Annotated in this window: 16 protein-coding genes; 11 read left to right on the top strand and 5 right to left on the bottom strand. The window is 72.8% G+C overall.

From position 1 onward, the window contains the following. Positions 1-204 precede the first annotated feature (204 nt). Positions 205-495, bottom strand: a complete 291-nt coding sequence (locus ABT078_RS09090) for a hypothetical protein (protein WP_351225440.1) — start codon at positions 493-495, stop codon at positions 205-207. A gap of 173 nt (positions 496-668) precedes the next feature. Between ABT078_RS09090 and ABT078_RS09085 the strand changes: the two genes are divergently transcribed. Together ABT078_RS09085 and pgfA are read left to right on the top strand one after the other, a co-directional pair. After that, positions 669-806, top strand: coding sequence for an SPW_0924 family protein (locus tag ABT078_RS09085; protein ID WP_351225438.1), 138 nt, complete (start codon positions 669-671; stop codon positions 804-806). A gap of 17 nt (positions 807-823) precedes the next feature. Then, positions 824-1,816, top strand: coding sequence for a cell envelope lipid trafficking protein PgfA (gene pgfA, locus ABT078_RS09080; RefSeq protein ID WP_351225436.1), 993 nt, complete (start codon positions 824-826; stop codon positions 1,814-1,816). On the opposite strand, the gene hrpB is transcribed toward pgfA, so the two are convergent. Together hrpB and ABT078_RS09070 are read right to left on the bottom strand one after the other, a co-directional pair. After that, positions 1,806-4,298, bottom strand: coding sequence for an ATP-dependent helicase HrpB (gene hrpB / locus ABT078_RS09075; RefSeq protein WP_351225435.1), 2,493 nt, complete (start codon positions 4,296-4,298; stop codon positions 1,806-1,808). The two genes, pgfA and hrpB, sit on opposite strands and share 11 nt — an antisense overlap. Before the next feature lie 4 nt (positions 4,299-4,302). Beyond that, positions 4,303-5,196, bottom strand: coding sequence for a class I SAM-dependent methyltransferase (locus ABT078_RS09070; protein ID WP_502981178.1), 894 nt, complete (start codon positions 5,194-5,196; stop codon positions 4,303-4,305). Between the two features lie 384 nt (positions 5,197-5,580). Here ABT078_RS09070 and rpsA point away from each other — a divergent pair, with 384 nt between their 5' ends. The 5 genes from rpsA (at position 5,581) to ABT078_RS09045 (ending at position 9,765) form a co-directional block, all read left to right on the top strand. Beyond that, positions 5,581-7,074, top strand: a complete 1,494-nt coding sequence (gene rpsA, locus ABT078_RS09065) for a 30S ribosomal protein S1 (RefSeq protein ID WP_351225433.1) — start codon at positions 5,581-5,583, stop codon at positions 7,072-7,074. Positions 7,075-7,296: 222 nt separating this feature from the next. Next, complete coding sequence (locus tag ABT078_RS09060) at positions 7,297-8,235, top strand: PAC2 family protein (protein ID WP_351225431.1); 939 nt, start codon at positions 7,297-7,299, stop codon at positions 8,233-8,235. A 31-nt stretch (positions 8,236-8,266) separates the two neighbouring features. After that, on the top strand, positions 8,267-8,866 hold the full coding sequence (gene coaE / locus ABT078_RS09055; protein WP_351225429.1) for a dephospho-CoA kinase: 600 nt from the start codon (positions 8,267-8,269) through the stop codon (positions 8,864-8,866). A gap of 78 nt (positions 8,867-8,944) precedes the next feature. Beyond that, positions 8,945-9,352 carry a DUF3592 domain-containing protein gene (locus ABT078_RS09050; protein WP_351225427.1) on the top strand — a complete coding sequence of 136 codons (408 nt, stop codon included), beginning with the start codon at positions 8,945-8,947 and terminating at the stop codon, positions 9,350-9,352. A 50-nt stretch (positions 9,353-9,402) separates the two neighbouring features. Then, entirely contained in the window at positions 9,403-9,765 is a 363-nt protein-coding gene (locus tag ABT078_RS09045; protein WP_351225425.1) for a tetratricopeptide repeat protein, read from the top strand. Between the two features lie 11 nt (positions 9,766-9,776). On the opposite strand, the gene ABT078_RS09040 is transcribed toward ABT078_RS09045, so the two are convergent. Then, a complete protein-coding gene (locus tag ABT078_RS09040; protein WP_351225614.1) occupies positions 9,777-10,103 on the bottom strand; it encodes a DUF6343 family protein in 327 nt (108 codons plus the stop codon). A 270-nt stretch (positions 10,104-10,373) separates the two neighbouring features. Here ABT078_RS09040 and ABT078_RS09035 point away from each other — a divergent pair, with 270 nt between their 5' ends. After that, positions 10,374-10,829, top strand: coding sequence for a DoxX family protein (locus ABT078_RS09035; protein WP_351225423.1), 456 nt, complete (start codon positions 10,374-10,376; stop codon positions 10,827-10,829). 99 nt (positions 10,830-10,928) lie between these two features. Here ABT078_RS09035 and ABT078_RS09030 read toward each other — a convergent pair whose 3' ends face one another. Further along, a complete protein-coding gene (locus ABT078_RS09030; protein ID WP_351225421.1) occupies positions 10,929-11,264 on the bottom strand; it encodes a hypothetical protein in 336 nt (111 codons plus the stop codon). A 202-nt stretch (positions 11,265-11,466) separates the two neighbouring features. Between ABT078_RS09030 and ABT078_RS09025 the strand changes: the two genes are divergently transcribed. From ABT078_RS09025 to ABT078_RS09015, 3 genes are all read left to right on the top strand, one after another. Further along, positions 11,467-12,555 (top strand): SPFH domain-containing protein, encoded by a 1,089-nt coding sequence (locus ABT078_RS09025; RefSeq protein ID WP_351225612.1) that lies wholly within the window; start codon positions 11,467-11,469, stop codon positions 12,553-12,555. A gap of 98 nt (positions 12,556-12,653) precedes the next feature. Next, on the top strand, positions 12,654-15,716 hold the full coding sequence (locus ABT078_RS09020; RefSeq protein WP_351225419.1) for a DEAD/DEAH box helicase: 3,063 nt from the start codon (positions 12,654-12,656) through the stop codon (positions 15,714-15,716). A 10-nt stretch (positions 15,717-15,726) separates the two neighbouring features. Further along, positions 15,727-17,025, top strand: coding sequence for an SWIM zinc finger family protein (locus ABT078_RS09015; RefSeq protein WP_351225417.1), 1,299 nt, complete (start codon positions 15,727-15,729; stop codon positions 17,023-17,025). Positions 17,026-17,028 lie beyond the last annotated feature (3 nt).

Genomic DNA, 17,028 nt, shown 5'->3' with positions numbered 1-17,028 from the left:
CCGCCCGGCACCGCCCGGCGTGCCCGCGGGGTCGGGCTGTCTCCGGTGTGCGGATCTGGCGCAGAGCCGCCGCGGGCGCCCAAGTTCCGCCCACCGCCGGTGCCTTCACCCGGAACGCGGGTTGCGCGCAGCGCCCCGCACCGTGCTCGTCACGGTGCGGGGCGCCGCGCGTTCAAGGATCGCCGCCGTGGGGCCGACAGGGCTTCATCCCGCACGTGAGGACCGGGCGAGCAGTCCGGAGAGCAGGACCTCGAGCGTCTCCCGCAGCGTGACGGCGAAGTCGAGGCGCATCGCGGCAAGCCCCGGATCGGCTTCGTACGCCGCGAGCATCGCGGCCGACGGATGCGCATGGGTCCAGACCGCACCGGTCGCCATGATCGTGGCGCCGGTGAACCGCAGGGCGTCGTGCTCGTCGAGTTCGGGCACATGGGCGGTCACCAGCCGGGCCAGCACGATGACGTTCGCGATGGCGGTGCGCTGAGGCGTGCGCGGCATGCGGAGCCGCGGCGTCCGGGCGGAACCGGGGCAGCCGGGGCGAGCGGATGGCGGTAGGGAACCGGGCGCAGGGTGCGGTGCAACGTGTTCTCATCTCGCGGCCGCGTTGCTACGGTGCCCCCGCCCCGCCGTCCTGACGACGTATCAGATCCGCATCCCCCGGGAGGCCGACCTTGCGCGCCCTCGTCGCTGCCGCCATCGGGCTGGCCCCGGTGCTCCTCATCGTGGTGCTCATCGCGGTCCTCGACGTACCGCCCGGGGAGACCTCCCCCAAGCCGCTGTACACCACCGTCCCCGGCCCCAAGAACTAACGGGAGGACCTGCCGTCATGCGCCGCCGAGCCAGCCTCGTCCTCCTGGCCTTCGCCGTCTTCTTCGCCGCCCTGGCACCGGTCCTGCGCTGGTACGCCTTCCCGCGGCTGGCGAAGATCCCGCCCAGCCAGTACCAGGAGATGGTGCTGGAGGCGAAGCCCGCGACCCTGCTGCAGTACGACACCATGCAGGCCGAACAGGTCGAGAAGGTCACCATCGTCCAGACCCTCAAGGGCAACGTCGAGGAGTCCGAGAGGATCGAACGGGACGCCGGCCGTGACGTCGTGGTCTGGGACTCGCTGTCGTACGTCCAGGGCCCCGACGGCAAGATGGTGTCCCGGATCCCCGAGCGATACATCTTCGACGCCCACACCCAGGCGCCCGTGCACGCGACCGGTGAGACCGTCGACGGGGACGCCGTGCGGCGCGAGGGCATCGAGTTCAAGTGGCCCTTCCTGACCGAGAAGCGGGACTACGAGTACTTCGACGCCCAGACCCGGACCTCCGCGCCCATCCACTACAAGGGGACGAGGGCCTTCCGGGGCATGGAGGTCTACTACTTCGAGCAGACGATCCCGTGGACGAAGGTTCCGTACCCGAAGAAGATGCCGATGCCCGGCATCGACGCGACGACGCTGGAGAAGCAGACCGGCACCACCCGCTGGTACACGACCAAGCGGATGTTCTGGGTCGAGCCGGTCACCGGCGCGCCCGTCAACGGCGAGGAGATCCACACCGAGGAGCTGCGCGGCGGGTCGCTGCTGGGCGGCCGGGACAAGGTCACGGCGTTCTCCGGGCACGTGAAGATGCGCGAGGACTACATCGACCACACCGTCGACCTGGTCTCGTCCAACCGCACCACCGTGCTGCTCCTCGTCTCGTACCTGCCCTGGAGCTTCGTGACGCTGGGGCTCCTCCTGCTCGCGCTCTCCCTCTACCTGGAGGCGCGGTCCCGGCGGCCGGACGACCCGGTCGTGGAGCAGCGCGAGCCGGAGCCGGTCAGCGCCTGAGCCCGCGGCTGACGCCCCGGGTGGGCTCCGCCGTCGACGGGTCCTCGGGCCACGGGTGCTTCGGATAGCGCCCGCGCAGCTCCGCCCGTACGGCCCGGTATCCGTCACGCCAGAAGGACGCGAGGTCGGCGGTGACGGCCGCGGGCCGGCCGGCGGGGGAGAGCAGGTGCACGAGCACCGGCACACCCGCGACGGCCGGGGTCGTCGACAGCCCGAACAGCTCCTGCAGCTTCACGGCCAGTACGGGCTGCTCGCTCGTGTAGTCGACCCGGATCCGCGAACCGCTCGGCACCTCGATGCGCTCCGGCGCCAGCTCGTCGAGCCTGACCGCGTCGCCGCTCGCCCACGGCAGCAGCCGCTGAAGCGCCTGCCCGGCGTCGATGCGCCCCAGATCGGCCCGGCGGCGGGCACGGGACAGCTCCGGCTCCAGCCACTCGCCGGCCCGCTCCAGCAGGGCGCCGTCCGACACGTCCGGCCAGGGCGCACCCAGCACGCGGTGCAGGAACGCCAGCCGCTCGCGCAGGCCCGCCGCGTCCTTCGACCACGCCAGCAGCCCGAGCCCCTCGCGCCGGAGCCCCTCCAGCAGCGCACCCCGCACGAGCCCGGGGCCGGGCTCCCTCAGCGGTCGTACGGCCAGCTCCACCGCGCCGAGCCGAACCACGTACCGGGCGACGACGTCCCCGTCCTCCCAGTGCACCTCCTCACCGCTGCCGAGCAGATGCGACGCGGCCGTACGCGCGGTCTCCTCGTCGATCACGGCAGCCAGCCGCACCCGCGCGGACGCGGCCTGTGCGACCCGGTCCGCCACGGCCACCGCCAGCCACGGCGCCGTCCGCAGCCGTGACGCCTCCCCGAGCTCGGCCCCGGTCCCGGAGGCCATCAAATACGCCGTCTCACCCCGGGCCCGCGCGACGCGCTCCGGAAAGGCGAGCGCGGCGACGAACCCGGCGGCGGCGTCGTCCCCCAGCGCCCGGCCGTCCGTCGGGGCGGCTCCCAGTGCTGCCGCCAGCCGCCCCGCCTCCGTGCGCCAGCGTGCGCCGTACGCGTCCCCGCCCCCGCCCCCGCGCGCGGAGCGCCACGCCGCCGTCAGGTCGTCGCCGTACTCCCGTGGCGGCTCCTCGCTCAGCAGGGCCACGATCTCCGCCGCGCGCCGGGCGCCGACCTCCGGTGCGCCGTCGATCAGGGCCCGCGCGAGCCGGGGGTGGAGGCCGAGGCGGGACATCCGGACGCCGCGGTCCGTGGCGCGGCCCGCGGTGTCGACGGCACCGATCGCGGCCAGCACGGACCGGGCGGCCGCCATCGCACCGCCCGGGGGCGGGTCCAGCAGGGCGAGCCCGGACGCCGAGGGGTCGCCCCAGCAGGCGGCCTGGAGGGCGAACGCCGTCAGGTCCGCGACCTGGATCTCCGGCGCGGGGAAGCGCGGCAGCCGCCCGTCCTCGGCCTGCGACCAGCAGCGGTAGACGGCACCCGGCGCCTCGCGCCCGGCCCGGCCGGCCCGCTGGCGGGCGGCCGCCTGTGACGCCCGCACGGTCGTGAGCGAGCCGATGCCCCGCGCGTGGTCGGTACGCGGCTCCCGGGCGAGGCCCGAGTCCACGACGACCCGAACCCCCGGCACGGTCAGCGACGACTCGGCGACCGAGGTCGCCAGCACGACCCGGCGCCCTTCGGTGGAACCGGCCAGCACCGCGTCCTGCACCGACGCCGGCGCCCGCCCGTGCACCTGCAGGACCTCGGCGTCCACGCCCGCCAGCAGCCCGGCGACCCGGGTGATCTCCCCGACCCCGGGAAGAAAGCACAGCACGTCACCCACGCGCTCGGCCAGCGCCCGCCGCACCACCGACGCCACATGCGCCAGCAGCGCGGGATCGACCCGCATCCCGTGCGGCGGCCGCACCGGCCGGGCCGGGGGAGCCCACACCACCTCCACCGGATGCGCGACGCCCTCGGCCTCCACGACCGGCGCGTCGCCCAGCAGCCGCGCCCACCCCGCCGCGTCCGTCGTCGCCGACGCCGCCACCAGCCGCAGCTCGGGCCGCAGCGTCCCCTTTATGTCCAGCAGGAACGCCGCCACCGTGTCCGCGTCCAGATGCCGCTCATGGCACTCGTCGAGGATCACCGCGTCGACGCCCGCCAGCTCCTGGTCCCGCTGGAGCCGCTGCAGCAGCACACCCGTGGTGACCACCTCGACGACCGTCCCGCGCCCCACCGCACGCTCCCCGCGCACCGTGAACCCGACCCGTCCGCCGACCCGCTCGCCCAGCAGCCACGCCATCCGCCTCGCCGCCGCCCGCGCCGCGATCCGGCGCGGCTCGGCGACGACGACCCGGGCGCCCCGCCCGGCCAGCGCCAGCGGCACGAACGTCGTCTTCCCGGTCCCCGGCGGTGCGCACAGCACCGCGGCCCCGTGCTCGTCCAGCGCCCGCTCAAGCGCGGGCACGGCGGCGCGTACCGGCAGCCCCTCCAGGGCGTCCTCGCGGATCACGCCCCTAGCCCCTTCCCCCGGGGGCACCCCCGGGGGAGGGGGCCCCTGTCTCGCTTCGCTCGCACACGAAGATCGCCGTTCCCGGGATCAGATGTCCCCGCAGCGGCGACCAGCCGCCCCACTCCTGGCTGTTCCAGGCCGGCCACTCCGGCTCGACCAGGTCGAGCAGCCGGAAGCCGCCCGCCACCACGTCCCGTACCCGGTCGCCGATGGTCCTGTGGTGCTCCACATAGACGGCCCTGCCCTGCTCGTCCTGCTCGACGTAGGGAGTGCGGTCGAAGTACGAGGCCGCCACGCTCAGCCCCTCGGGTCCCGGCTCGTCCGGGAACGCCCAGCGGATCGGATGCGTGACCGAGAAGACCCACCGTCCGCCCGGCCGCAGGACCCGCCGGACCTCGCGGAACACCCTCACCGGGTCCGGCACGAACGGCACCGCGCCGTACGCCGAGCACGCCAGGTCGAAGGAGGCGTCCGCGAAGGGCAGGGCCCCGGCGTCCGCCTCCACGAGCGGGAAGCCGGCTCCGATGCGCAGTGCGTGCTGCAACTGCCGGTGCGAGAGATCCAGGGCCACCGGCCGCGCGCCCTGCGCCGCCAGCCAGCGCGAGCACTGCGCCGCGCCCGCGCCGATCTCCAGTACGTCCAGCCCGCTGAGCGACTCCGTGGAGCCCAGCAGTCGCGCTTCCGCCTCGTCCAGCCCTTCGGGCCCCCAAACGAACCGGTCGTCGCCGAGGAACGTTCCGTGCTCGCTCTGGTACTCGTCCGCGTTCCGGTCCCACCAGCCGCGGCTCGCCCGGCTGCTCTCCGCGTCCCCGGTGTCACGCCGGGTGGCCTCGGGCTCCGCTTCGGGCTCGGTTTGCGGTCCGTACACCATTGCTTCGGGTTCGTACTCTTGGATCATCTCGCCCGTCGTTGTACGTTGCTCGAGCCCCGCCCGGACGTACTGCAGGCGTGTTCGCCGACGTGTCGCGGACGAGCGAGGCGCGGCCATTGTGGCCTCGGGAAACCTTAGTTGTGCCTGGTATGGGCCATTCCGCCCCGGGTGGGGGCCTTCGCGCATTGACCGTGCCCTGCCGTCCCCTTATGCTAAAGGTTGCGCTGCGGGCTTGCGCGCCTCAGACGGAGCAGGCCGCGCTCGCATCTGTTGTATGTCCCCTCGGTTGTCGAGGCGCCTTACCTGTCCGGTTGGCGCTTCCTTGGCTGTCCGGCTTCTTCAGCTGCGATATCGGGCTCACGGCGTAGCAGTACCTACGACTTCAATGTCCGTACCGGAGCCCTTTCCCACATGACGAGCAGCACCGAGACCACCGCCACCACCCCGCAGGTTGCGGTCAACGACATCGGTAACGAGGAAGCCTTCCTCGCCGCGATCGACGAGACGATCAAGTACTTCAACGACGGCGACATCGTCGACGGCGTCATCGTGAAGGTCGACCGGGACGAGGTCCTGCTCGACATCGGTTACAAGACCGAAGGTGTCATCCCGAGCCGCGAGCTCTCGATCAAGCACGACGTCGACCCGAACGAGGTCGTCAAGGTCGGCGACGAGATCGAGGCCCTGGTTCTCCAGAAGGAGGACAAGGAAGGCCGCCTGATCCTCTCGAAGAAGCGCGCTCAGTACGAGCGTGCCTGGGGCACCATCGAGAAGATCAAGGAAGAGGACGGCATCGTCACCGGCACCGTCATCGAGGTTGTCAAGGGTGGTCTCATCCTCGACATCGGCCTCCGTGGCTTCCTGCCGGCATCTCTCGTCGAGATGCGCCGTGTCCGCGACCTCCAGCCCTACGTGGGCAAGGAGCTCGAGGCGAAGATCATCGAGCTGGACAAGAACCGCAACAACGTGGTCCTGTCCCGCCGCGCCTGGCTCGAGCAGACCCAGTCCGAGGTTCGCCAGACGTTCCTCACCACCCTGCAGAAGGGTCAGGTCCGCTCCGGCGTCGTCTCCTCGATCGTCAACTTCGGTGCCTTCGTGGACCTGGGTGGCGTCGACGGTCTCGTCCACGTCTCCGAGCTGTCCTGGAAGCACATCGACCACCCGTCCGAGGTTGTCGAGGTCGGCCAGGAGGTCACCGTCGAGGTCCTCGACGTCGACATGGACCGCGAGCGTGTCTCCCTGTCGCTGAAGGCGACGCAGGAAGACCCGTGGCAGCAGTTCGCCCGCACGCACCAGATCGGCCAGGTCGTCCCCGGCAAGGTCACGAAGCTGGTTCCGTTCGGTGCGTTCGTCCGCGTGGACGAGGGCATCGAGGGTCTGGTCCACATCTCCGAGCTGGCCGAGCGCCACGTGGAGATCCCGGAGCAGGTCGTCCAGGTCAACGACGAGATCTTCGTCAAGGTCATCGACATCGACCTCGAGCGTCGCCGGATCTCGCTGTCCCTCAAGCAGGCCAACGAGTCCTTCGGTGCCGACCCGGCGTCGGTCGAGTTCGACCCGACCCTGTACGGCATGGCCGCGTCGTACGACGACCAGGGCAACTACATCTACCCCGAGGGCTTCGACCCGGAGACCAACGACTGGCTCGACGGCTTCGAGAAGCAGCGCGAGGAGTGGGAGCGCCAGTACGCCGAGGCGCAGCAGCGCTTCGAGCAGCACCAGGCGCAGGTCATCAAGTCCCGCGAGGCCGACGAGGCCGCCGCTGCCGAGGGTGGCGCCGCCGCTCCGGCCGCCGCGCCGCAGGGCGGTTCGTACTCCTCGGAGTCGGACGACAGCTCCGGCGCCCTGGCGTCGGACGAGGCCCTCGCCGCGCTCCGCGAGAAGCTGGCCGGCGGCCAGAGCTGATCACCGCTCACCGCTAGTCCGTAGTTGACAGCCGAGGCCCGCTCCCCATCGGGGAGCGGGCCTCGGCCGTGTCCGAGGGGCGGTGCGCAGGACGTCCGGAGCAATCCGGCCGCGGTCGGGCCCAGTTGAGGGTCCGGCGCCCTCGAGGAAGGGAACTCCGGAAGGGAATGCCCGTCCCGCGAACGGCGTTCCATCCTATGGACACGAGGAGGAGCGGTAATCGTGCTTGATCCACAGGGTTTGTACGAGTGGGAGCCGAAGGGCCTGGCCGTCGTCGACATGGCACTCGCGCAGGAGTCGGCCGGACTGGTCATGCTCTACCACTTCGACGGATACATCGACGCGGGGGAGACCGGTGAGCAGATCGTCGAGGCGCTGCTGGACTCGCTTCCGCACCAGGTGGTCGCCCGCTTCGACCACGACAGGCTCGTGGACTACCGTGCGCGCCGCCCGCTCCTGACCTTCCGGCGCGGCCGCTGGACGGACTACGAGACCCCGACGCTGGAAGTCAGGCTCGTCCAGGACGCCACGGGAGCGCCCTTCCTGCTGCTCTCCGGCCCCGAGCCCGACGTCGAGTGGGAGCGCTTCGCGGCCGCCGTCCGGCAGATCGTCGAACGTCTCGGCGTACGCCTCTCCGTGAACTTCCAGGGCATCCCCATGGGCGTCCCGCACACCCGCCCGGTCGGCATCACCCCGCACGGCAACCGCACCGACCTCATGCCGGGCCGCCGCAGCCTCTTCGACGAGGCCCAGGTGCCGGGCAGCGCGGAGTCGCTCGTCGAGTACCGGCTGATGCAGTCGGACCACGACGTTCTCGGCGTCGCCGCGCACGTGCCGCACTACGTCGCCCGTTCCGCCTACCCCGACGCGGCGCTCACCGCCCTCGAGGCGATCACGGCCGCGACGGGTCTCGTCCTGCCCGGCGTCGCGCACACCCTGCGCGCCCAGGCCCAGCGCACACAGACCGAGATCGACCGGCAGATCGGCGAGGGCGACGAGGAGCTCGTGGCCCTGGTGCAGGGACTCGAGCACCAGTACGACGCGGTGGCCGGTGCCGAGACGCGCGGCAGCCTGGTCGCCGAACCGGTGGACCTGCCCTCCGCGGACGAGATCGGGCGTGAGTTCGAGCGATTCCTGGCGGAGCGGGAGGGCGACGCCTAGCCACCGGCACCCGGCCCCTAAGCTTCCGCTCATGCTGAAGGTGGGCCTGACCGGTGGAATCGGTGCCGGCAAGAGTGAAGTGTCGCGGCTCTTCGTGTCGTACGGGGCGGTGCTGATCGACGCCGACAAGATCGCACGAGAGGTCGTCGAACCCGGGACCCCCGGGCTCGCGGCCGTTGTCGAGGCCTTCGGGCCCGGGGTCCTCGCTGCCGACGGCACCCTCGACCGGCCGAAGCTCGGCTCGATCGTGTTCGCCGACGCCGACCGCAGGGCGGAGCTCAATGCGATCGTCCATCCGCTGGTCGGGGCCAGGTCGGCCGAGCTCGAGGCGGCGGCCGGCGAGGACACGGTGGTCATCCATGACGTGCCGCTCCTGGCCGAGAACCGGCTCGCCCCGCTGTACGACCTGATCGTGGTCGTGGACGCGGCTCCCGAGACCCAGCTGGACCGGCTCGTACGCCTGCGCGGAATGAGCGAGCCCGACGCGCGGGCGCGCATGGCCGCGCAGGCCACCCGCGAGGAGCGGCGCGCCGTCGCCGACATCGTCATCGACAACGACGGCCCGCTGGAGGCCCTGGAGCCGCAGGTCCGCAAGGTGTGGGCGGTCCTGACCGAGCGCGCGAGCAGCTAGGGGCCGGCGTCAGGAGTCCGTACGATTCCGGTGTTCGAGAGGCAACGTTGGCGGAAGTGCGCCATCATGGCTCCCGCCATGGATTCGGTGCGGATCGTCTTCGCGGGTTTCACCCTGCTCGGTGGGTTCGTCGCACTGCTCGCGGGCGCGTACGGGCTGGACCGGACCCGCCGGATCGCCGCGACGGGCCGTGTCGCCGTCGCCTTCGTCAAGCCCGCCGCCCCGGGCGCGGACCGGCCGCTCCTCCAGTACGAGACCGAGGACGGCCGCGTCATGGAGCTGCCCGCGCCCGTGCCGCCGGGTCGCGGCCGGGCGCTGACACCGGGTTCGACCGTGCGGATCTCGTACAACCCCGAGGACCCGCGAGAGGTCCTCCTGCTCGGCCACGAGCGCCGCCGCGTCGACCGGGGTTTCGTGGTGGCCGGTGCGCTGATGGTGCTCATCGGGCTGACACTCGCAGTCACCGCGCTCCGACAATCGGAATAGCCCTGCCGTGAGGGATGTTGAATCGCGCGAGCGAGGGGAAGGATGGCAGCGTGCCCGAGACGAACCCGGAGACCCACGTCATCGATTTCCGCGCGGCCGAGCAGTTGCTCGCCGCCAGGGACCCGCGCGGCGCCATCAAGCTGCTCGACTCGGTCATCGCCGCTCATCCGGAGAGCGGCGCGGCCCGACTGCTGAGGGCGCGCGCCTACTTCGCGGCCGCCCAACTGCGCGCGGCAGAGCGCGAATTCCAGCACATCGTGGACCGTGAGCCGGACAACGCGTTCGCCCACTTCGCGCTGGCCCGCACCTTCCAGCGGTCCGGCCGCCCGGACCAGGCGCTGCGGCACTTCCGGCTGGCGGCGGCGCTCGACCCGAAGCCGGAATACCTGGAGGCGGCCCGGTTCGAGTCCTGAGACCTCTCGCCTCAGGGCCTCGTGCCTCCAGGCCTCGCACCCGGGCCCGGTGGTGGTCCGGGCTGGCGATGGGGCCTGTTGTCGCCGTGATCCGGTTCGTACGGCGGGATGTCGGGACCGGGCTGGTAGTGCGGCCCCTGCTGGAGCCGGTGCACCACCACCATCAGATCCGCCGAAACGATCAGGCACAGCACCGCGCAGGCGATCGCCCAGCCCGGCCTCTCCGCGAGCGCGAACACGGCCGTGCCCGCGACCGCCCACAGCAGGCCCCATACACTCAGCCAGAACCGCAGCCGGAGAGGACTGCGTGCGGTTGCCGGTTCACTCCCAGTGCGCATGGCCATCGCCTCTTCCTGTCCAGCATGCACCCGATTTCCGCCGCACAGTCGCGTCGACGGGCCGGAATCGGGGACCCGGGCCGCGGAGCCGCCTCCCTTTCGCGCTGCGCGTGCGCACCCGGCCCTGCCCGTCCCGGCATCCCCGTACGCCGCGCCGAGCGGATTCGCTGTCCGCACGCGTGAGAGTGCGATGAGTTCCGGCCGCGGGCCCGGTCTGACTCCGTGAAAGCGCTACGGATCGCCCGTCACGCTCATACGGAGGAGACCGCGATGTCCGCCACCGACCCCACCACCGCCACTGCCACCACGGGTACGACCACCCGCACGACCGCCAGGCCGCTGAGCCGGGGCTCGGACCTCGCCGTGCGCACGCTGCAGATCGTTCTCGCGCTGTTCCTCGCGATCCCGAGTGCGCTGCCGAAGCTCATCGGACACGCCTCGGCCGCGGAGTCCTTCGACAAGATCGGCTTCGGTGACTGGTTCATGTACCTGGTCGGGGTGCTCGAGCTGGCCGGTGCCGTGGCGCTGGTGATCCCGATCCTGTCCGGTCTGTCGGCGCTGGCCCTGATCGGCCTGATGGCCGGTGCGTTCATCACCCAGATGACGGTCTTCGACGGGCAGTACGCGATCACGCCGGTGCTGGTGGCGATCCCGCTCGCCGTCATCGCCTGGACCCGGCGCAACCGCACCGCCGAGCTCTTCGCCGTGGTCAGAGAGCGCCTTTGACGCGCAGCACGGCACGTGCAACTCCTGGCCCCGGCCGGTCGTCCCGGCCGGGGCCGAAGTCTGCTCGGGTTCGGACGCGGGCTCGGTCCGGTCCCGGCCTCAGTGCACGAAGGTGTAGCTGCGCCACGGCGGTGAGTCGGGGGCGATGTTGTCGAACAGCGTCGTCGGGATGTATGCCGACTGGGCGCCCTTGCAGTCCGGCGTCGTGTACATGATCATGTCGACCAGTGTCGCGTTCTCGACCCTGTGGGCACCGGGCGGTGCGAGCCGGTGACAGCCGTTCACCCCGGGGTTCGACACAGTGACGACCCGCTTGCCCTCGGTCTCGTAGGTGACGGTCCCCACCGCGGTCCGGCCGAGACCGGAACAGCCCGCGACGGCGACGGTCAGGAGCACTGCCCCGGCGGCGATGCCGGGACGCCGGAGATCGGACATGGCTGGTCCTCGTCTGTCGTGTGTGTCGTCCGTCGTCGGTGGTTCAGGACTCGTGCTCGCCACCCTGCCGGACATACGGCGGAGCGGCACCCCAGGTGCAGCCGCACAGGGGATCCCGGGCGCTCGACCGGGCGTCACGACGGGAATACCGTTGAGTCACAGACCGAACCTCCCGAACGCATGGACGGCAGGGGGTGCCGTGATGGTCGAAGAGCTGGTGGCGGCGGGCTTGGCGGCGGGATCCGCCTGCCTGGTCTACGGGCTGGCCGCGGCGAGGGTCGTCAAGCAGTACGAGCGAGGCGTGGTGCTCCGCCTCGGGCGGCTGAGCAACAAGGTGCGTGAGCCGGGATTCACCATGATCATTCCGCTCGTCGACAAGATGCACAAGGTGAACATGCAGATCGTGACGATGCCGGTCCCCGCCCAGGAGGGCATCACGCGCGACAACGTCACGGTGCGGGTGGACGCCGTCGTGTACTTCAAGGTGGTGGACGCGGCCGACGCGATCATCAGGGTCGAGGACTACCGCTTCGCCGTCTCCCAGATGGCGCAGACCTCGCTCCGGTCGATCATCGGCAAGAGCGAGCTCGACGACCTGCTCTCCAACCGGGAGAAGCTCAACCAGGGCCTGGAGCTGATGCTCGACAGCCCGGCCCTCGGGTGGGGAGTCAGCGTCGACCGGGTGGAGATCAAGGATGTGTCGCTGCCCGAGACGATGAAGCGCTCGATGGCACGGCAGGCCGAGGCGGACCGGGAGCGCCGGGCCCGGGTCATCAACGCCGACGCGGAACTCCAGGCGTCGAAGAAGCTGGCCGAGGCGGCCCACCAGATGGCCGACGCGCCGTCGGCGCTGCAGCTGAGGCTGCTGCAGACGGTGATGGCCGTGGCCGCTGAGAAGAACTCCACGCTGGTGCTGCCCATCCCGGTGGAGCTGCTGCGCTTCCTGGAGCGGGGCTCGCAGGTCTCCCCGCAGGCCGGTGCGGAGGCCGCCCCGCAGGCCTCACCGCGGCCCGGCGCATCGAGCGAAACCGGCGGACCGGCGGGCGTACCGGCCGGGCAGCGGCCGGCGGGGACACCTGCCGGGCAGGAGCCGTCGGGCATACCGGCCGAGCAACGGCCGGCCGCACTGGAAGGGCCGGACGGGCTGAGGGGTCCGGAGAGCCTGGCACTGCCGGGCTCGGAAGTGCCGGACGCCTCGGGGAGGCCGCCGGAGCGCGAGGCGCACGCTCACGGTGTGGACGGACACGGCGCGGACGTCCACAAGCCCGTCGACGAACCGAGTGAACGGTAAAGGCGCAGGCCGAAGGCCGGTCCAGGGGCATTGTCAGACCTCGCCCGTATGGTCGTGACTCCAAGGATCCGACCAGTGGGAGGGGAGGTGCCCCGCGCATGCTGCACACCTGTGCCGCCGTGTTCGTCCCGGCCGCGCTGCCGCGGGAGGGGCGGGTCGCCTTCTGGAGCCCGGACGGTGGCGCGCTTCCGGTCGCGCCTGGCGGGGCGGTCGGCGGGGGAGCCGAGACCGGCGAGACCGTCGAGTTCGGTGAGGGTGTCGAGTTCGGTGAGCTGACGGTCGTGCGGCCGCACGACCGCGGCGTCCGCAGTCGCACCGTGCGCGCCGTGCTGCTCCCGGTCGCCGATGCCGTGCCGCTCCTCGTGCGCGCCCGGCACGACGCCGCGGCGCATCCCGCCACGGTCTGCTGGGGCGCTGCGGCCCTGCACGCCCTGCACCTCGCCGCGCGCGGCAGGCTCCTGCCGGGGCTGACCCCCGACGACCACGACGCCTGGCGGGCAGGCCCGCTGGACGCCGACGACATCGCCCATCTGCGCGCCATCGCCGCCGCCATGCCGTACGAGGCGCATGCCACCCCGCTGCCCGGCCCGCGCCCCCTCCGGCTGCCCGAGCCCGAGGCGCTGATCAGGTCGTTCCTGGACGCGGTCGCGGACACCCTGCCCCGCACGCCCGCGGCCGAGCACGCGGCGGGCCGCCCGTTCGCCGCGAAGGCGCCGCAGCATCTGCCGGGGGCTCGTGACTGGGCCGCGGAGGCCGCGGCCGGCATGGACGCGGGGGTCCGGATCTCGCTGCGCCTCGATCTGTCGGCGTACGAGCTGTTCGACATCGCCGAGGACGGCGGGGCCGAGCGGCACGCGGGCGCCGCGCTCGTGCAGGTGCACAGCCTCGCCGACCCGACCCTCGTCCTGGACGCGGCCCGGCTCTGGGCGGGCGAGGGCGAGGAGCACTTCGGGCCGCGGGCCCGTATCGACGCCGTGCTCGCGCTGCGCCGGGCCGCCCGGGTCTGGCCCCCGCTCGGAGGGCTGCTGGAGCGCGAGGTCCCCGACGTGCTGCCGCTCACCGAGGACGAGCTGTACGAGCTGCTGGGCGAGGCCGCCGCCCGGCTCGGCGCTGCGGGCGTGGCCGTGCACTGGCCCAGGGAGCTGGCAAGGACGCTCAGCGCGGCCGCTGTCGTCCGCGCGCCCGCGCCCGGCTCCGCCACGGACGGCACGCCGTTCTTCGACAGCGAGCAGCTCCTGAGGTTCAACTGGCAGTTGGCGCTGGACGGGGATCCCCTCACCGAGCGCGAGATGGACGCACTGGCCGAGGCACACCGCCCGATCGTCCGGCTGCGCGACCAGTGGGTCGTGGTCGACCCCGATCTCGTCCGCAAGGCGCGCAAACGGGAGCTGGGTCTCCTGGAGCCTGTGGACGCGCTGGCCGTGGCGCTCACCGGCACCGCCGAGGTGGATGGCGAATCGGTCGAGGCCGTCCCGGAAGGTGCGCTGGCCGCGCTGCGCGACCGGCTGACCGAGGGCCCGGCGGTCCTCGCCCAGCCGGCCGGACTCGACGCCACCCTGCGCGACTACCAGCTCCGCGGTCTCGCCTGGCTGGACCTGATGACCTCGCTCGGTCTCGGCGGCTGCCTCGCCGACGACATGGGCCTCGGCAAGACGGTCACGGTCATCGCGCTCCATCTGCACCGCGAGGAGCGCGCCGAGCGACGCCGGGCGGAGCAGCGGTCCGGGGGCGCCGGCGGGCCTGGGGCCGAGGAGGCGTCGGGGAGTGCGGGCGGGCCTCCGGCCGAGGCGGAGGCCGGGGGCGCCGGCGGACCCGGGGCCGAGGAGGCGTCCGGAGGCCGGGCCGATGACCTGGCGGTGCAGGCCGGCGCGGAGCACCGCACGGGCGGTGCGCCCACCCTGGTCGTGTGCCCGGCCTCGCTGCTCGGCAACTGGCAGCGGGAGATCACCCGGTTCGCGCCGGGCGTGCCCGTGCGCCGCTTCCACGGCGCCGAGCGTTCCCTCGACGGGGTCCACGTGCCCGGCGAGCGCCCCGGCTTCGTCCTCACCACGTACGGCACGATGCGCACGAGCGCCGGAGAACTGGCCGCTCGGGACTGGGGCATGGTCGTTGCGGACGAGGCCCAGCACGTCAAGAACCCCTTCTCCGCGACCGCCAAGGCGCTGCGCACCATCCCTGCCCCTGCACGCGTCGCCCTGACCGGCACACCCGTGGAGAACAACCTGTCCGAGCTGTGGTCCCTCCTCGACTGGACCACCCCCGGACTCCTCGGTCCGCTCAAGTCCTTCCGGGCCCGTCACGCCCGCGCCGTCGAGAACAGCGAGCACGTGGAGAACGAGGCGGCGGTCGAGCGGCTCTCCCGACTCGTGCGCCCCTTTCTTCTGCGCCGCAAGAAGTCCGACCCCGGCATCGTGCCGGAGCTGCCGCCCAAGACGGAGTCCGACCACCCCGTCCCGCTCACCCGCGAGCAGGCTTCGCTGTACGAGGCGGTCGTGCGCGAGACCATGGCGCAGATCGAGAGCGCCGAGGGCATCGCGCGCCGCGGCCTCATCATGAAACTGCTGACATCGCTCAAGCAGATCTGCAACCACCCCGCGCAGTATCTGAAGGAGGACGCGGCCCGCCTCGCAGCCCGCTCCGGCAAGCTCGCCCTGCTCGACGAGTTGCTCGACACGATCCTCGCCGAGGACGGCGCGGTGCTGGTCTTCACGCAGTACGTGTCGATGGCGCGCCTCATCGCCGGCCACCTCGAGGCCCGGGCGATTCCGTCCCAGCTGCTCCACGGGTCCACCCCGGTGCCGGAGCGGGAGCGGATGGTGGACCGCTTCCAGTCCGGTGAGATCCCGGTGTTCATCCTCTCCCTCAAGGCCGCGGGCACCGGGCTGAACCTGACCCGCGCCGGCCACGTCGTCCACTACGACCGCTGGTGGAACCCCGCCGTGGAGGACCAGGCCACCGACCGGGCCTATCGCATCGGCCAGACCCAGCCGGTGCAGGTCCACCGCCTCATCGCCGAGGGCACGGTCGAGGACCGCATCGCGGAGATGCTGCTCTCCAAGCGGGCACTGGCCGACGCGGTGCTCGGTTCGGGGCAGGCGGCGCTGACCGAGCTCACCGATCGGGAGCTGGCCGATCTCGTCTCGCTGCGGAGGCCGTCATGAGGAGGCTGTCGTGACAGTCCACCGCCCCGGGTCCGGGCGGCCGCGCCGGGACGCGCCGCGCAGGCCGGACGACCGCCGGCGCACGTTCCCGGCGCTCGCACCCCGGTCCGGCGACGAGTCGTTCGCCGCATCCTGGTGGGGCAACGCCTGGGTGGACGCGCTGGAGGACACGGCGCTCGACCCGGCCCGACTGGCTCGCGGCCGCGCGTACGCCGGGCGCGGCCAGGTCGACGCGATCACCGTCACGCCCGGCCGGGTCACGGCGTACGTGCACGGGTCCCGCGCGCGCCCGTACCGCACGGACATCCGGCTGCGGACCCTCGGCGACGACGACTGGGAGCGGCTCCTCGACACCGCCGCCGCCCGCCCCGACCACATCGCCGCCCTGCTCGACAAGGACGTGCCCCACGCGCTCGCGAGCGCCGCCGACCTGCTGCCCGCTCCCGGCGATCTGATCCCCGACTGCTCCTGCCCCGACGATGGCTACCCCTGCAAGCACGCGGCCGCACTCTGCTACCAGACGGCGCGGATCCTCGACGAGGACCCGTTCGTGCTGTTCCTCATGCGCGGCCGCGGAGAGCAGGAGATCCTCGCCGAACTCACCCGGCGCAACGCCACCCGGTCGGCGGCGGAGCGGGCCGCCGCGGAGGAGCCCGGCACGCCCGGCTCCCCTCCCGCCCTCCCGACCGTCCCCGCCCGCGACGTCCTCGCAGCGCGCACGCGGCCACCGCTCCCGCCGCCGCTGCCCCTACCACCGCACCCCGGCCGCCCGCCGGTGTACCCGCAGTCCCCCGGTGCCCCGGATCCGCTCGCCCTCGACCTGCTCGCCACCGAGGCCGCCGCCCGTGCCCGCACCACCCTGCAGACCGGCCGGGACCCCGTCGCGGGCCTCACCCCGTGGCAGGACGCGGTCCGGCTGGCCGCCGCCCACCCGGGCTCCGGACTGACCGCCTCCACCCGCGCGCTGTACACGGCGCTGGCCCGCGCCACCGACCGCACCCCGACGGACCTGGCCCGCGCCGTCGCGGCCTGGCGGCAGGGCGGCCTCGCGGGCCTGGCGGTCCTGGAGGAGGAGTGGGACCCGCCCGCCGGCCCCTTCGACCGGGCCCGCCCCGCGCTGGCCGCGGCCGACTTCCCGGACTTCCGCCCCTCGCACAACCGCCTCTCCACCCCCTCGCTGCAACTGCGTCTGGGCCGTGACGGCTTGTGGTACGGCTACGAGTCGGACCCCGGCCGCGACGACTGGTGGCCCCGGGGCACGCCCGACGCCGACCCCGTCGGAGCGCTCGCTGCCCTGCTCGGCCGCTGACGG

Source organism: Streptomyces sp. NPDC002133, assembly GCF_040296405.1.
Lineage (GTDB): Bacteria > Actinomycetota > Actinomycetes > Streptomycetales > Streptomycetaceae > Streptomyces.
This window is presented reverse-complemented; position numbering and strand designations above follow the sequence as displayed.

Coding starts and splice junctions, on each gene's coding strand:
- ABT078_RS09090 (WP_351225440.1), bottom strand. CDS start 495: ATGCCGCGCACGCCTCAGCGCACCGCCATCGCGAACGTCATCGTGCTG.
- pgfA (WP_351225436.1), top strand. CDS start 824: ATGCGCCGCCGAGCCAGCCTCGTCCTCCTGGCCTTCGCCGTCTTCTTC.
- ABT078_RS09070 (WP_502981178.1), bottom strand. CDS start 5,196: ATGATCCAAGAGTACGAACCCGAAGCAATGGTGTACGGACCGCAAACC.
- rpsA (WP_351225433.1), top strand. CDS start 5,581: ATGACGAGCAGCACCGAGACCACCGCCACCACCCCGCAGGTTGCGGTC.
- coaE (WP_351225429.1), top strand. CDS start 8,267: ATGCTGAAGGTGGGCCTGACCGGTGGAATCGGTGCCGGCAAGAGTGAA.
- ABT078_RS09050 (WP_351225427.1), top strand. CDS start 8,945: ATGGATTCGGTGCGGATCGTCTTCGCGGGTTTCACCCTGCTCGGTGGG.
- ABT078_RS09040 (WP_351225614.1), bottom strand. CDS start 10,103: ATGCGCACTGGGAGTGAACCGGCAACCGCACGCAGTCCTCTCCGGCTG.
- ABT078_RS09035 (WP_351225423.1), top strand. CDS start 10,374: ATGTCCGCCACCGACCCCACCACCGCCACTGCCACCACGGGTACGACC.
- ABT078_RS09030 (WP_351225421.1), bottom strand. CDS start 11,264: ATGTCCGATCTCCGGCGTCCCGGCATCGCCGCCGGGGCAGTGCTCCTG.
- ABT078_RS09025 (WP_351225612.1), top strand. CDS start 11,467: ATGGTCGAAGAGCTGGTGGCGGCGGGCTTGGCGGCGGGATCCGCCTGC.
- ABT078_RS09020 (WP_351225419.1), top strand. CDS start 12,654: ATGCTGCACACCTGTGCCGCCGTGTTCGTCCCGGCCGCGCTGCCGCGG.